The 13,965-nt window shown below is 59.6% G+C and carries 10 protein-coding genes and 1 pseudogene; 6 read left to right on the top strand and 5 right to left on the bottom strand.

The annotated features are described in order from the left end of the window. Positions 1 to 240: 240 nt before the first annotated feature. A complete protein-coding gene (gene ilvD / locus AC07OT_RS16430; RefSeq protein WP_027606118.1) occupies positions 241 to 2,082 on the top strand; it encodes a dihydroxy-acid dehydratase in 1,842 nt (613 codons plus the stop codon). A 124-nt stretch (positions 2,083 to 2,206) separates the two neighbouring features. Beyond that, a complete protein-coding gene (locus AC07OT_RS16425) occupies positions 2,207 to 3,643 on the top strand; it encodes a hypothetical protein (RefSeq protein ID WP_495100890.1) in 1,437 nt (478 codons plus the stop codon). Between the two features lie 92 nt (positions 3,644 to 3,735). On the opposite strand, the pseudogene AC07OT_RS16420 reads toward AC07OT_RS16425, so the two are convergent. The 4 genes and pseudogenes from AC07OT_RS16420 to AC07OT_RS16405 form a co-directional block, all read right to left on the bottom strand. Next, positions 3,736 to 6,183, bottom strand: a pseudogene (locus tag AC07OT_RS16420) (TonB-dependent siderophore receptor). 131 nt (positions 6,184 to 6,314) lie between these two features. Continuing rightward, positions 6,315 to 7,271 (bottom strand): FecR family protein, encoded by a 957-nt coding sequence (locus AC07OT_RS16415; protein ID WP_495108528.1) that lies wholly within the window; start codon positions 7,269 to 7,271, stop codon positions 6,315 to 6,317. Next, on the bottom strand, positions 7,268 to 7,801 hold the full coding sequence (locus tag AC07OT_RS16410) for an RNA polymerase sigma factor (RefSeq protein ID WP_495108527.1): 534 nt from the start codon (positions 7,799 to 7,801) through the stop codon (positions 7,268 to 7,270). The genes AC07OT_RS16415 and AC07OT_RS16410 overlap by 4 nt, the downstream gene beginning before the upstream one ends. A gap of 204 nt (positions 7,802 to 8,005) precedes the next feature. Next, a complete protein-coding gene (locus AC07OT_RS16405; protein WP_027606122.1) occupies positions 8,006 to 9,064 on the bottom strand; it encodes an HAD family hydrolase in 1,059 nt (352 codons plus the stop codon). A 242-nt stretch (positions 9,065 to 9,306) separates the two neighbouring features. Between AC07OT_RS16405 and AC07OT_RS16400 the strand changes: the two genes are divergently transcribed. Next, positions 9,307 to 10,698 (top strand): L-cystine transporter, encoded by a 1,392-nt coding sequence (locus AC07OT_RS16400; RefSeq protein WP_141156239.1) that lies wholly within the window; start codon positions 9,307 to 9,309, stop codon positions 10,696 to 10,698. Positions 10,699 to 10,858: 160 nt separating this feature from the next. On the opposite strand, the gene AC07OT_RS16395 is transcribed toward AC07OT_RS16400, so the two are convergent. After that, positions 10,859 to 11,143: a DUF6124 family protein gene (locus tag AC07OT_RS16395; protein ID WP_495108526.1), complete on the bottom strand. Its 285-nt coding sequence runs from the start codon at positions 11,141 to 11,143 to the stop codon at positions 10,859 to 10,861. Positions 11,144 to 11,591: 448 nt separating this feature from the next. Here AC07OT_RS16395 and AC07OT_RS16390 point away from each other — a divergent pair, with 448 nt between their 5' ends. From AC07OT_RS16390 to AC07OT_RS16380, 3 genes are read left to right on the top strand one after another with little or no spacing between them, the layout of a single operon-like run. Next, a complete protein-coding gene (locus tag AC07OT_RS16390; RefSeq protein WP_141156241.1) occupies positions 11,592 to 11,972 on the top strand; it encodes a PAAR domain-containing protein in 381 nt (126 codons plus the stop codon). After that, on the top strand, positions 11,969 to 13,432 hold the full coding sequence (locus AC07OT_RS16385) for an S-type pyocin domain-containing protein (RefSeq protein WP_495108525.1): 1,464 nt from the start codon (positions 11,969 to 11,971) through the stop codon (positions 13,430 to 13,432). Before AC07OT_RS16390 ends, AC07OT_RS16385 begins: the two co-directional genes overlap by 4 nt. 1 nt (position 13,433) lies before the next feature. Continuing rightward, complete coding sequence (locus tag AC07OT_RS16380; RefSeq protein WP_495108524.1) at positions 13,434 to 13,916, top strand: DUF6392 family protein; 483 nt, start codon at positions 13,434 to 13,436, stop codon at positions 13,914 to 13,916. The last annotated feature ends 49 nt before the right edge of the window (positions 13,917 to 13,965 follow it).

The raw sequence follows: 13,965 nt of genomic DNA, 5'->3' as shown, positions 1-13,965 counted from the left end.
GCCAGTCTAAACAAAGCCAGCGGCCCTGAGTATCCCGTTCCCTCCAGCCGCCAGCGGTGTAGAATCGGCCTATTCATCGCCAGTCATCCCCCGGCGGGTTTATGAGCTCAAGGCCACTGCGCGCGGCGATCCCGCAGCGTTTGAGGCAACCTCCGGACACACGGCTATTTCTGAGTGCTCCAGACGTCAATAGAAGCTCACTCCCCTGTTTAGTACCTGATTAGCCGCCCGGAGTGCTCCATGCCAGATTACCGCTCGAAAACATCCACCCACGGCCGCAACATGGCCGGCGCCCGCGCACTGTGGCGTGCCACGGGGATGAAAGATGACGACTTCAAGAAGCCGATCATCGCCATTGCCAACTCCTTTACCCAGTTCGTACCGGGCCACGTGCACCTCAAGGACCTGGGCCAACTGGTCGCCCGCGAGATCGAACGCGCTGGCGGCGTGGCAAAAGAATTCAACACCATCGCCGTGGACGACGGCATCGCCATGGGCCATGACGGCATGCTGTATTCCCTGCCGAGCCGCGAGATCATCGCCGACTCCGTGGAGTACATGGTCAACGCCCACTGCGCCGACGCCATCGTGTGCATCTCGAACTGCGACAAGATCACCCCCGGCATGCTGATGGCCGCCCTGCGCCTGAACATCCCGGTGATCTTCGTCTCCGGCGGCCCGATGGAAGCCGGCAAGACCAAACTCGCCTCCCATGGCCTGGACCTGGTCGACGCCATGGTCATCGCCGCCGATTCCAGCGCTTCTGACGAGAAGGTCGCGGAATACGAGCGCAGCGCCTGCCCGACCTGCGGGTCGTGCTCCGGCATGTTCACCGCCAACTCGATGAACTGCCTGGTCGAAGCCCTCGGCCTGGCATTACCGGGCAACGGTTCGACCCTGGCCACCCACAGCGACCGCGAGCAACTGTTCCTGCAGGCCGGCCGCACCATCGTCGAGCTGTGCAAGCGCTACTACGGCGAGAACGATGAGTCGGTGTTGCCGCGCAATATCGCCAACTTCAAGGCGTTCGAAAACGCCATGACCCTGGACATCGCCATGGGCGGCTCCACCAACACCATCCTGCACTTGCTGGCTGCGGCCCAGGAAGCCGAGATCGATTTCGACCTGCGCGACATCGACCGCCTGTCCCGCCATGTGCCGCAACTGTGCAAGGTCGCGCCGAACATCCAGAAGTACCACATGGAAGACGTGCACCGCGCCGGCGGGATCTTCTCGATCCTCGGCTCCCTGGCCCGTGGCGGCCTGCTGCACACCGACCTGCCGACCGTGCACAGCAAATCCCTGGCCGAAGGCATCGCCAAGTGGGACATCACCCTGACCGACGACGAAGCCGTGCACACCTTCTTCAAGGCTGGCCCGGCCGGTATCCCGACCCAGACCGCGTTCAGCCAGTCGACCCGCTGGGACACCCTGGACGCCGACCGTGAAAACGGCTGCATCCGCAGTGTCGAGCACGCCTACTCCAAGGAAGGCGGCCTGGCCGTGCTGTACGGCAACATCGCCCTCGACGGTTGCGTGGTGAAAACCGCCGGCGTGGATGAATCCATCCACGTCTTCGAAGGCCGCGCCAAGATCTACGAAAGCCAGGACAGCTCGGTACGCGGCATCCTCGCCGACGAAGTCAAAGAAGGCGACATCGTGATCATCCGCTACGAAGGCCCGAAAGGCGGCCCGGGTATGCAAGAGATGCTCTACCCGACGTCGTACCTGAAGTCCAAGGGCCTGGGCAAAGCCTGCGCCCTGCTGACCGACGGCCGTTTCTCCGGCGGCACCTCGGGCCTGTCCATCGGCCACGCGTCACCTGAAGCCGCTGCCGGCGGTGCGATTGGCCTGGTGCAGGATGGCGACAAGGTCCTGATCGACATTCCGAACCGCTCGATCAACCTGTTGATCAGCGATGAAGAGCTGGCAGCGCGCCGGGTCGAGCAGGACAAGAAAGGTTGGAAGCCGGTGGAGAAGCGTCCGCGCAAAGTCACTACTGCACTGAAAGCCTATGCCCTGTTGGCCACCAGCGCCGACAAAGGTGCTGTGCGTAACAAGGCGATGCTCGACGGCCTGTAAGCCTCGCGCATAAAAAAGCCCCGCCTGGTGCGGGGCATTTTTTTGCCTGTCCGTTCAACCGGTTTTTGCCTTTTACCCTGGGCGCGATAAAGTGCGCGCCAGAATTCTCATGGATGGTTCCCGCATGGACGCACGTTTGACCTTTCTATACCCGACCGCAGGGTGTGCTTCGTTACTGACCCTCATCCTGACCGGTTGCAGTACCCCTCCGACCTCTCAAGCACCTCAAGTGCATCCGGCCTTGGCACTGTTTAATGAGGCACTGACGCTACCGGCGATGGACCACTCCATCGTGCGCGAAGGTGATCGGATCACCTACATGGTCGAGTTGAAACAAAGCCCGGCAATTGTTCGGTTCGACGCATCGTGCACCCAAGGTCCAGGAAGAATGTCCTACCCGACTCGGACCAGTTTCAGACCATTTGCCAACTTGGATGGGACGGGCACCGATTTACCTGCCCCGCAAGCTCAGCAGTTGCAGCACAGTGCGCAACTGCAGAACGTCTGCAAAGCACGGCCCGCACCCGATTGGCGGGCGTTGACGGCAGCGGTTGATCAGGATTGGTTGCTTCTGGACCGCAATAGCCTGGAGCAAAACGGAGGGCTCTTGTACGTATGGGCCGCGCACCGTTATCAGCACTACCAGATCATCAAGAACTCGTTGTTGGTGGCGCAAAACCAAGAGCGACTGGCCCTTGATTGCACAAAGCAAACGATCACACGCCTGAGCCAATTCAATCTCGACGACGTTCGGCAGGTCGCCAACGGCAGTGTCCAGGTCCAGCTCGATCCAACGCCGCTGAAGCAGGCTTCTGCCGACCACCAAGAGGTATTCAAGGCTGCTTGCCAATCGCCCGCAGCGCTGGGCCGGCTGCCTGAGGCCAAGCCGCGCCAGCCACTGGCGCCGGTCATCAGCACACCGGTTGCCAACCCGGCAGTGTTAGCGGCCATCCGAGCCCTGGAACTGCCGGTGCCTCCAAGCAGCCTGGGCCGATTGGACTACGACTATGAGGCCGTGCTCTTCAACGGCGCGCGCATCGGTGATCAGACAAAACAGACGCTCATCAGTACTGATGCCGCGTCCGCTCAGACCCTCGTGCAAACCGAGGACTCCGCACTTGGGTTTTCTCTAGACTTGACGTTCAGAGGCCTGTTTGAGTTGGCAAGCCACAAGATCGACCGCAAAACCGCTGAGAAAAAGACAGAATCACGTGCCTTGGTGGCGTTGAGCTTTCAAGGCGACTGGCGCAACTTGCCCCTCGACAGCCACGTCAGTTACACACGAACCTGGTCAAAATCCGTCAACCCGGACGGCAGCCCTTCGCTCGAAACCAGCGAGCCAAGGACGGTGACCTGCCGCGTTGTCCGTGAGCAACCCGCAAGCAGCTTGAATCCAGCCTTACACGGTTCGGCCAGAATGCTGGAGTGCATCACAATGAAAATGCCCAAGCAGGATTGGACCTTCAAATCATGGTACCTGGCCGACTATGGGCTGTTCGCCCAGGTGCAGGAGAACACAATGCTTGGCGTGTGGAACTGGGATCTGAAATCGGCGCAATGATTGCGAGGGGTTAAATACCCACAATCCTGGAAGCACTGAGTATCCAATGTGGGGGCAGGTTTGCCCGCTCCCACAGGGACCGGTGCAGCGCTTTAGAACTGCGGCGTGTAGATCATCGTAAACATCACATTACGCGGATCACCGTAGTAGTTGCTGCCCCAGTTCGCGTTGTAGGCAGGGATGTAATACTTCTTGTCGAACATGTTGTACAGGTTCGCTGCGACGGTGAACTCCGGGTTGATCTTGTAGGCCACCCGCGAGTCCCACAGTGCATTGCCCGGCACACTGAAGGTGCGGTCGTAGGCCACGGTACTGCTTTGCGCGGTCACCCCGGCGCCGACGCTGACTTTATTCCAGTCCCCCGGCAATTGGTAATCGCCCCAGACCTTGAGCAGGTGCTTGGGCGTCCAGGTACTGAAGACCTTGCCTTCGTAGGTGTCGTCCTTGAGGAATTTGGTCGTGTTGTAGGTGTAACTGGAGACCAGTTGCAAACCCGGCAGCACTTCGCCGCTCAATGTGGCTTCCAAGCCTTGGCTTCGGACCTTGCCCGAGGCGACCGAGCAGTACCAGCCATCGCAGTTCATCGGCCCTTGAAGGTCTTGGACGCCGCGATTTTCCTGATCATAACGGAAGATCGCGAACGAGGTATTGAGACGACCATCCGCCAACTCACCCTTGAGACCCAGCTCGTAGTTCTTGCCCTCGATAGGCTTGAGCAAGGAGCCGGAAGTTGTCCGGTTGGTTTGTGGTTCGAACGCATCGGCGTAACTGGCATAGGCAGACCATTGGTCATTGAGGGCATATACCAGGCCCGCATACGGCGTGACCTTGCCATTCGTCTGAGTGGCGCTTCCGGACGGACTGCCGTACACACCCCTGGAACCACTCTGGTCGATGTAGGAATAGTCATACCAACTGGTACGTGCACCAACGATCAAGGTCAGCGGATCGAGCACTTTCACGCGCCAGGTGCCGTAGATGCCTTTCTGACGAATGTCGTACCAGCTCCTCGACGCATTTCCTGCCTGAAACAGCTGGTACTTATCGCGCTGCGGACGGTTGTGGTCGATGTTGAAAATATCGGCGCCAGCCGTCGCCGCACGGGCCCATTGGTCGTCTGTGGTGAGCTTGGAATAGTTGGCACCCAACACCATCTCGTGCTGGAAACCCAGGCCTTCAAACTCGCCGTTGACATACACATCCGCACCGCGACTTTTGGTATTGAAGTCGGTAACCCAATCCACATAGCGCACGTTACCGGTGTCGCCGGGGTTGGGGATGGCGTCCCACGTCGCTTGGTATGTCGCGTCGTTATGTTCGTCCATCGCCACAAGGGCGGCTTTCACTTTCCAGTCGTCGTTGAAGCGATGCTCGATGTCGGCGAACACCTGGGTCTGGTTGTTGACGGCGCGGTTCCAGCTGGCACCGACGAAGGTGGAGCGTGACAGGCCAATATCGTTGCCGTTGGCGTAACGGGGCAGCGACATGAAGTTGGGGCGTGAATGGCCTTTCTGGTTGCTGATACCAACACCCACGGTGGTGTCAGGCGTGAAGTCGTAGTCCACCGCCCCGTAGACCGTCTGATTCCAGCCGCCGGCATAGTCGACAAAGGAATCGGTGGTGTCGTAATCCGCCACAAAGCGGCCGCGCAACGTGCCTTCGGCGTTCAGCGGCCCCCCCGCATCCACCTGGGTGCCATAGTGATCCCACGAACCGGCCTTGGCGGTGACGGTCACCGTGGGCGCCTGCTGGCCGCGCTTGCGCACCAGGTTCAGGGTGCCACCGGGGCTGTTGGCGCCTTGCAGCAAGGCGGCCGGGCCACGCAGGGTTTCGACGCGGTCGTAGATCGCCATGTTTTCGGTAAGGTAGCTGCCCAGCGTGTAGGTGTTACGCGGGATGCCGACGCCGTCGTATTGCAGGGTGCCGATCTCGAAGCCACGGGAGAAGATGAACATGCCGGGGCCCGGGGATTTGGTCGCGGTCAGGCCGGGCGTGCGCTTGACCACTTCGGAGAGCTTGGTGGTGTTCTGGTCGTCCATCTGCTTGCGGGTCATGACGCTGACCGATTGCGGGATGTCCTTGAGTTTCTGTTCGCCCTTGCCCAGGGTCACTGCGCCGGTGGTGTAGGAGCCGCTGCCTTCGGTGGTGGCGCCTAGGTGTTCGGCGCTGATGGTGGTGGCGCCGACTTCGATGGCGGAGCCTGTGTCCATGCGCTTTTCCAGGGTCACGGTGTCCGCGTTGATAAACGCCGCACTCAGCCCGGTACCGCCGAGCAGTTGCCCCAAGGCTTCGCGCTGGCCGAGGTTGCCTTTGACACCCGGCGACAGCACGCCCTAGGTCAACTCACCCGACACCAGCACCTGAACTCGCGTCACCGCCGAAAACGCCGCCAGCGCACCGTCCAGGCTTTGCCCTGCAATATCGAAACGGTAGGTCTGGGCCTGGGTGGTTTCGGCGGCCTGCAAATACAGCGGCGCAGTGCCACAGGCCATGGAAATGGCCAGTGCCAACAAGGACCGTGCGGCGAATCGATGTGCCATGGATGGTGCTCCCCGGTGCAAAAAGTCTGTGATCGGCGCCGCACTACTTGAGAGTGCTTACTATTTACGCCTCAGTGATCAAGGACGAGTGCCTGGGGAGAAACCCTGAAAGTTTTTTCAAAAAGTTGCGATTACGATGCCTTGCCTTCGCGCAACACCAGTAAATATGGGGTGTAGTGCTCGGCACGCAGGTTGAGGGTGTACTCCAGCGCTTTGATCACGGCTTCGGGTTTGTCGATTTCAAACACACCCGACACCACGCGGTTGCGCAGCGCATCACCGAGCACCAGAGTCTTGCCGGGCCAATAGCGATTCAACTCGCTCACCACTTCCGACAGCGGCTGCTGGCGGAACACCAGTTGCCGTTGGCGCCAGGCAAAGCCGCTGGCCGGGTCGAAAGCATGCACCTCGGCCAGGCGCTGGCCTTGATATTCCACGGCCCGCCCTGGCTCCAGGTACACCGGTTCACCGCTGCCGGCACTGACCTGCACCTTGCCCTGCGCCACCTGCACCCGCGTCTGCGCATCGCGCCGCGCAACGCTGAACTGCGTCCCGACCACCTTCACCCAGCCGTCGCCGGACTGCACCACGAACGGCCGTGTCGGATCCTTGGTGACGTCGAAAAAGCCTTCGCCACGCAGCAAACGGATTTGCCGTTCGCCCCCGCTCAAGCGGATCTGCACCGCGCTGTCGGTGTTGAGTTGCAGGTGCGAGCCGTCGGCCAGTTCGATGCTGCGCGACTCGCCGGTGCCGGTGGTGTAGTCCGCGCGCAGGCGATCGAGCCATGGCGTGTTCTGCACTGTAAGCCCCACGGCCAGCAACACCGCCGCAGCACACGCCCAACGCTGCCAGGCTCGCGCCGGTTTGCGCCAGGCGGCCTGTTCGGCGCGGCGAATCACCCGCGCCGGTTCGCGCAGGCCGCCGAGCATCGCCTGCACTTCCCGCCAGGCGTCATCCTGGGCCGGGCCTTGCCCCAGCCAGGCGGCAAAGGCGTCCATGTCGGCCGGCGTCACGTCCTCGGCCTGCAGGCGGAAATACCAGCCGGACGCTTCTTCGAACAACACGTCGGCAGTGGGGGTGGCGGTCATGAGCGACGTCCTTGTTCATCGCAGGCAAGCCGCGTCTTGATGTACGTGCGGCATTCAATCAAGGCGCGACGCAGTTGGTATTCCACACTGCGTGCCGTGATCGACAGACGTTCGCCAATCTCGCGGTAGGAAAGTTCGTCGACATGATAAAGCAGGAAGATCTGCCGAGTCGCTGGGGGCAACGCCAGGATCGCATCCTGCATCAGTTGTTCCTGTTGGTAGGCGGCTAATTGCTCGTCGGCACCCGGATTGCTGCACGGCAGCTCTTCGCTGGGCTCGCCGGCGTCCAGGCGCTCACGGCGGATGGCCTGGCGCTGGTGATCGCGCACCAGGTTGCTGGCGATGGTGAAGAGGAAGGCTGGGAGGTTGTCGATCTTTTCGCCGCAGTCCATGCGAGCCAGGCGCAGGAACGACTCCTGAGTCAGGTCGGCGGCCACCTGGGCGCTGCCGGTGCGGCGAGTGACGAAGGCTTCGAGGGCTTTCTTCTGCTCCGCGAACAGGCGCGCGATCTGCGAATTCCAGGAGGGCACAGCACTACCTTGAGAAGAACGGAGGGTTCAGGAAATGCGCACGCTAGCAGAGGATGAGATTGGTTCGCAATTGATATCTATTTTAGGCTGGGTTTTGCAGTGCTATTCAGACAGCCATCGGGGGCAAGCCCCCTCCCACCTTTTGATGTGTGAACACCTTAAAAATGTGGGAGCTGGCTTGCCTGGGATGCAGGCGACCCTGTGTTACTGAATCTCGTCAGGCTTGACGATCACCCAGTTCTTGTCCGCCGTCACCGGCAAGCCTTCCTTGGCTTGCGCCGCTGCATGCTTGGCGATCATGCCGTTGAGTTGGGTCATGTATTTGTCCTTGCGGTTGATCCACAGGTGGATACCGCCCTTGGCCACGTCCACATCGTGGAACAGCATGTAGCCATCGCTGGTCGGCGTATCGCCGCCGACGATCACCGGTTTTTTCCATTCATCGATGTAGGTCAGGATCGCCGCGTGCTTGCCGGCCATCCAAGTTGCGGGAGTCCACAGGTAGGGGGTCAGTTCCAGGCCGAGGTTGGCTTTTTCGTCGTATTTGCCGGCGGCGATCTGTTTACGTGCGGTGGTCAGTTCGCCCGTGTTGCGGTCCTTGAGCAAGGTCGTTACGCCGATGACATTCTCGGGTTTGACGTTGTAGCCGTACTTCGGATCGGCGGCGACCATGCGCACCAGTTCTTCCGACGCGGCGGTCATCACGTACACCTCGATGCCGTTTTCCATCAGCTTGTTGTAGAGCTCGGCCTGGCCGGTGAAGACCTTCGGCGGCTGTACCTCGGACTGCTTGACCACGTCGCCTTCGAAATAGCTGACCGGCACGGGCTTGCCGGAGGCCATCAGTTCATCCACCTGGACCTTGAGTTCCTTGAGGGTAAAGCCGGAAAACACCTGCGCAACCCACGGGTAGCACACCATGTCGTCGACTTCGCAAAGGCGGTAGTAGTAGCTGAACAGACTTTCCTTATGGTCGGCGGTGTCTTTGAACGGCATAAGCTTGAGCGACGGGTCGAGGCTGTCGCGGGTGATCAGGCCCTTGTTTTCCATGTAGGGCAGCAGGGATTCTTCGAGGTCGTAGCGGTAGCTGGTGTTGTCCATGTCGAACACCGCGAAGTTACCCTTGTTGGCGTTGGCGGCGATCATCTCGTTCAGTTGTTTGGCGGCGGGTGCCGGCCAGTGTTTCAACTCGGTGGCGGCGAACGCCTGGCTGGCGAGTCCGAGGCAGAATGCGGCGGCTAGTAATTTCGGCGCGAGCTTCATAGGCGTTGTCTCCCTGAGTGAAAGACATGGACGCTAACAAATCCCTGTGACAGTTCCCAACGCGAGCACGACGGTGTGCGTCCTGATTCCGTCACGGGCATACGCCGGAGCGTCAGCAGCTTATTCCAAAAACGACAGTCGCCATTCCATATCGGTATTAAATCAATATATTTCAAGCTGTTAGGATTTCCGGTTCGCAATCGCAGGCTCACGCGATTGGCTGCCTTCTCAACGGAGCTTCAATGAATCTTCCCCTGATTCTCAACTTGCTGGTGTTCGTGGCCCTGTTGCTGGGCCTGGCACAAACCCGTCGCACCCACTGGAGCCTCGCCAAGAAGGTTCTGTTCGCCCTGGTCCTCGGCGTAGCGTTCGGTACGGCCTTGCACGCCATTTACGGCGACGGCAACCCCGTGCTCAAAGCCTCCATTGGCTGGTTCGACCTGGTCGGCAACGGTTATGTGCAACTACTGCAAATGATCGTGATCCCGCTGGTATTCGCCTCGATCCTCAGTGCCGTGGCGCGCCTGCATAACGCCTCGTCCCTGGGCAAGATCAGCTTCCTGACCATTGGTACGCTGCTGTTCACCACCGCGATTGCAGCGCTGATCGGTATCGGCCTGACCAACCTGTTCGGCCTCACCGCCGAAGGCCTGGTGGCCGGCACCCAGGAAATGGCACGCCTGCAAGTGATCCAGAGCGATTACGCCGGCAAGGTTGCCGACCTGAATATCCCGCAGTTGCTGCTCTCGTTCGTGCCGGCCAACCCGTTCGCCGACCTGGCCCGGGCCAAGCCGACGTCGATCATCAGCGTGGTGATTTTCGCCGCCTTCCTCGGGGTTGCCGCGCTGCAACTGCTCAAGGATGACGTGGAAAAAGGCCAGAAAGTCATCAACGCCATTGACACCCTGCAAGCCTGGGTGATGCGCCTGGTGCGCCTGGTGATGAAGCTGACCCCGTACGGTGTGCTGGCGCTGATGACCAAGGTGGTCGCCGGTTCCAACCTGCAGGACATCATCAAGCTCGGCAGTTTTGTGGTGGTGTCGTACCTGGCCCTGGGCCTGATGTTCGTGGTGCACGGCCTGCTGCTGTCGTTGGCCGGGATCAACCCGCTGCGCTTCTTCCGCAAGGTCTGGCCAGTGCTGACCTTTGCCTTCACCAGCCGTTCCAGCGCGGCGGCCATCCCGCTGAGCATTGAGGCGCAGACCCGCCGCCTGGGTATCCCGCACTCCATCGCCGGCTTCGCCGCCTCATTTGGCGCGACCATCGGCCAGAACGGCTGCGCCGGCCTCTACCCTGCCATGTTGGCGGTGATGGTGGCGCCGACCGTGGGCATCAACCCGCTGGACCCGCTGTGGATCGCGACCCTGGTAGCGATTGTGACCCTGAGTTCGGCCGGTGTGGCGGGCGTGGGCGGCGGCGCGACCTTTGCCGCACTCATCGTGCTCCCGGCCATGGGCTTGCCGGTGTCACTGGTGGCGCTGCTGATTTCCGTGGAGCCGCTGATCGACATGGGCCGTACGGCGCTGAACGTGAATGGTTCGATGACGGCGGGGGCAATTACCAGCCAGATCATGGGGCAGACGGATAAAGCGTTGTTGGATGCGGATGAGCATGGGGAGTTGGCGCAGGCCTGACAGACCGCCATCAGGGGCAAGCCCCTCCCACAGTTGATCGAGTTCCAACATGAGAATGCGGTCGAATGTGGGAGGGGGCTTGCCCCCGATGCTTTTAGGCTTTTCGATATTTGTGTAGAACGATGAGCCCAAAGCATAGGGCGATCAAATAGCTGACTTGCTAGTAGCCTAATTCTGTCTCGGATGACGGCTCAAGACCCTCCAGCACCCGCTCGGCCAGCAACTGAGCCACTTCAATCAACTGCGCAATACCCAACGCGCCTTCCCGCCGCGAGCTTTCCAGCTCAAATGCAAAGTTGCAGGTCAGGGCGTGTGCTGACGCCAGTGTCTCGGAGAGGTTGACCAGCAGGTCTTCGGTGGGGATACCGTCTTTCACGCGCAATAGCACGACGGGGACGTCATAGGATGGAGAATCGAGTGGGGGGTTTGGGACGGGTTTGAACATTGTGAAGCTCCTTTGGTAAGTGGAGCTGCTACTGATCGCCGCGACGCGATGGAGGGTGGCAGCTGTACGCAGGTTCGCGGACCGGTTACCAAAGAACCCGGCATACCCGAAGGTATCCCGCGCACAGCCACCATACAGCCGCACAGTAGACGATAAAAGATCACCAACTGAAAGCGGACAATGGCGCTTCTGCGCATTGGTAGACTGGGCCGCGACGCCCGACTGCTGCGTTTGCAGCGGTGTACGGAGACTAGGGAGCCGGCTTCCTAAGGGCAACCCCGATAACTTGTGAGAAATTTCTGTTTCTACGAATACCTAGCCGAACGGTCAGTTGTTTGGTTTTCCAGCGTCCAGCAGCATCTTCTGGCGCCACTGCGCCCCCCCCTTAGCACGACTCGACACCACGACGGTATTTGAGCCCCGTTGCGCGTCCAAAAAAGGAACGGACATGAAAGACACTGATACTGAAATTCAGCAATCAACTCGCCCAGTCAAAGCCATCTATGACTACGCGACACTCGGCTCCAAAACGCACATGGGCGGCGAAATCGTTACAGCAAGCACCAGCCTCGAGATTGATAACCTGCGCATCGCGCGTGTAGGCGACCGAGTGCGCTACCCCGATGGCAAAGAGAGTGAAATTGTCTCGGGAGCAGGTTTCGCAGCAACCTACAAAGGCCTGCCAATCGCAATTGTCGGCAGTGCTACAGACAACGGCGACATTGTGACGAGCAGCTTGCAAGAACTGGCTCAGGTGGTGGAGTACGCGGACGACGATGGCATCCCAGGCCTTCTACAGCCCGGATATCGTGTGGAAAGCCAGATGTGAAGCGCTACAACATCACCACTGGCGCGAAGACCACGGCAGGCGGTGAAGTGATCAGCGGTTTGGCGCGCACCAGCTTCAACGGACAAATGATCGCCAGAGAAGGTGACCGCGTCGCTTGTCCGGCATGCGGCACCGAAGGCTTCATAGCGCTCGTCGGCCCTCATCTGCACGAAGAGTGGGGCGGCAAACAAGCGGCGCTTGAGGGGGATCTTTGTATATGTAAATGCGATCCACCCCCTGAGCTGATCGCCTGCCAGCGCTTCAAGTCTCAGGTGTTCGAAACACAACCCCAGCGTGACACCTTCACTTGGACAGGGCCAAACACACCTAACCCGCCTGTTGCCAACTTCTCCGTCCCCGGCGCGGTGAATCGTGCCGCTGACGCGTGCGTGTTCGCCAAATCATGCGTCTCGGTGCCGGCCGGTTCTACGGCTGCGGGAGCCGGCCCGGAAAACGCCAGGAACTTCGGCACCACGGCCGTCATGGCCTCAACCGGTACGACGGGCGCTGTCGGCAGGGTAGCAGGCACACTCGGCAGCGACCTCGGTGCATGGGCTGTACGAGCGTTGGCCGGAGCCAGTTCCGCCCTCAACCTCGTGCTGCTGGCATTCTGGCCTCGGGATATCGGTGATTCAACGCTGTACACCCCGAAGCAGTTGGAGGGGATGCGTTCAGCCAGTACACGGGTGCGTTTCCAGTTTCGCCAGGATGAGTCCGGTGAACTGCGCGTTTACGGCATACATACCAGGCCTGGAAGTGGCGCAGATCGTGTGCCTGTCGCACAAGCCAGATGGAATGCTGACAAAAGCGCGATGGTGGCGGTGCTCGATGGCATCAGCATCACTTGGACGCCAAATCATGGGCCGGTGGTGAGTGTGCCGAGCCCGTATCCCGGCACACCGGAACGCCTGGATAATTTGTTCGTTCATCCGGTTGCAGTGGGGCAAGATTCGGCATTAAGTCACTATCCGGGCCAGGAAGCTGAGGATGTTACCTGGCAGGATACGATCATTTCGTTTCCCGCTGATTCGGGTGTACCGCCGCTGTATTTGGTGTTTGCCAAGCCTGCGGTCAAGCCCTTAGAGGTTGATATTTATGGCGCGTTCAATGGACGACTGCGCAACGGGTTACATGTGGATCACATGCCCTCGCAGGCGTCGATAAGACGTCATCTCGAAAGCTATGCAATAAGCTTCACAGAGAGGCAGCTTAAGGATGCATTAAACAACGCTGCAAGCATTGCGATTCCGTCTTACATCCATCAGAAGTTTAGTGAGACCTACGGCTGGCGAAATACGGAGGAAAAACAGGCGTTAGATGCTGACGATCTTCGTCACGCAGTAGACAGCAATTTCAATGCTATCAAGCCATATCTTCTAGGTCACGGCTTCGCCGAGTCTGATCTTGAGACGGCGCGTACCCAAATGCATAAGATCAACGAGAATCAAGGGTGGTACTAGTATGGATGCCGTGAAAATTAATCACTTGGTAAGAGGTTTGGGTCGCACTTACGACGAGTTTCTTGTCGAGGGTTTACTTTGTGCAGGATCGATAAAACCACTATTTTCAAATAGCCAGAACACCCATTTCATCGATAAGCCAGAGCCAGGCATTGAGCTTTGGTTTTGGGCTGAAACCATGCGATTAGAGCGAATCGTTTTTTGCCTGATAGCACTGGCGGATGGAGAGCCAAAGTACGTGGGTGAGCTACCTGCACCATTCGCCCTCTCGATGAATCAAGAGAGTATTCAAAACACACTTGGAAAGCCAAACGAGTCCAAAGGGCCAGTGAAGTTACCGTTGCCGATTGGGGCTACAGGAGGATGGGATTCCTTTCGTCTCAGTTTGGAGTTTCACTCGAACGCGAGGGTCGCTGCCCAGTATTTACCAGATAAATCAGTATGTGGTTTAGCGTTCACGTTGGTTGAGATGGGCCGCGATTAACCACGCCTGACTCCACACCAAGCGCGTTTTTTATCGCTCCCCCGCTCCA

The sequence above is a fragment of the Pseudomonas sp. GW821-FHT09C10 genome (assembly GCF_059418085.1).
The sequence above is the reverse complement of the archived record's forward strand: the minus strand, read 5'-3'. Positions and strand labels throughout refer to the sequence as shown.

What these genes read in the sequence shown, in the direction of transcription:
- ilvD (WP_027606118.1), top strand. Translation starts at nt 241, where the DNA reads ATGCCAGATTACCGCTCGAAAACATCCACCCACGGCCGCAACATGGCC.
- AC07OT_RS16425 (WP_495100890.1), top strand. Translation starts at nt 2,207, where the DNA reads ATGGACGCACGTTTGACCTTTCTATACCCGACCGCAGGGTGTGCTTCG.
- AC07OT_RS16415 (WP_495108528.1), bottom strand. Translation starts at nt 7,271, where the DNA reads ATGACCGCCACCCCCACTGCCGACGTGTTGTTCGAAGAAGCGTCCGGC.
- AC07OT_RS16405 (WP_027606122.1), bottom strand. Translation starts at nt 9,064, where the DNA reads ATGAAGCTCGCGCCGAAATTACTAGCCGCCGCATTCTGCCTCGGACTC.
- AC07OT_RS16400 (WP_141156239.1), top strand. Translation starts at nt 9,307, where the DNA reads ATGAATCTTCCCCTGATTCTCAACTTGCTGGTGTTCGTGGCCCTGTTG.
- AC07OT_RS16395 (WP_495108526.1), bottom strand. Translation starts at nt 11,143, where the DNA reads ATGTTCAAACCCGTCCCAAACCCCCCACTCGATTCTCCATCCTATGAC.
- AC07OT_RS16390 (WP_141156241.1), top strand. Translation starts at nt 11,592, where the DNA reads ATGAAAGACACTGATACTGAAATTCAGCAATCAACTCGCCCAGTCAAA.
- AC07OT_RS16380 (WP_495108524.1), top strand. Translation starts at nt 13,434, where the DNA reads ATGGATGCCGTGAAAATTAATCACTTGGTAAGAGGTTTGGGTCGCACT.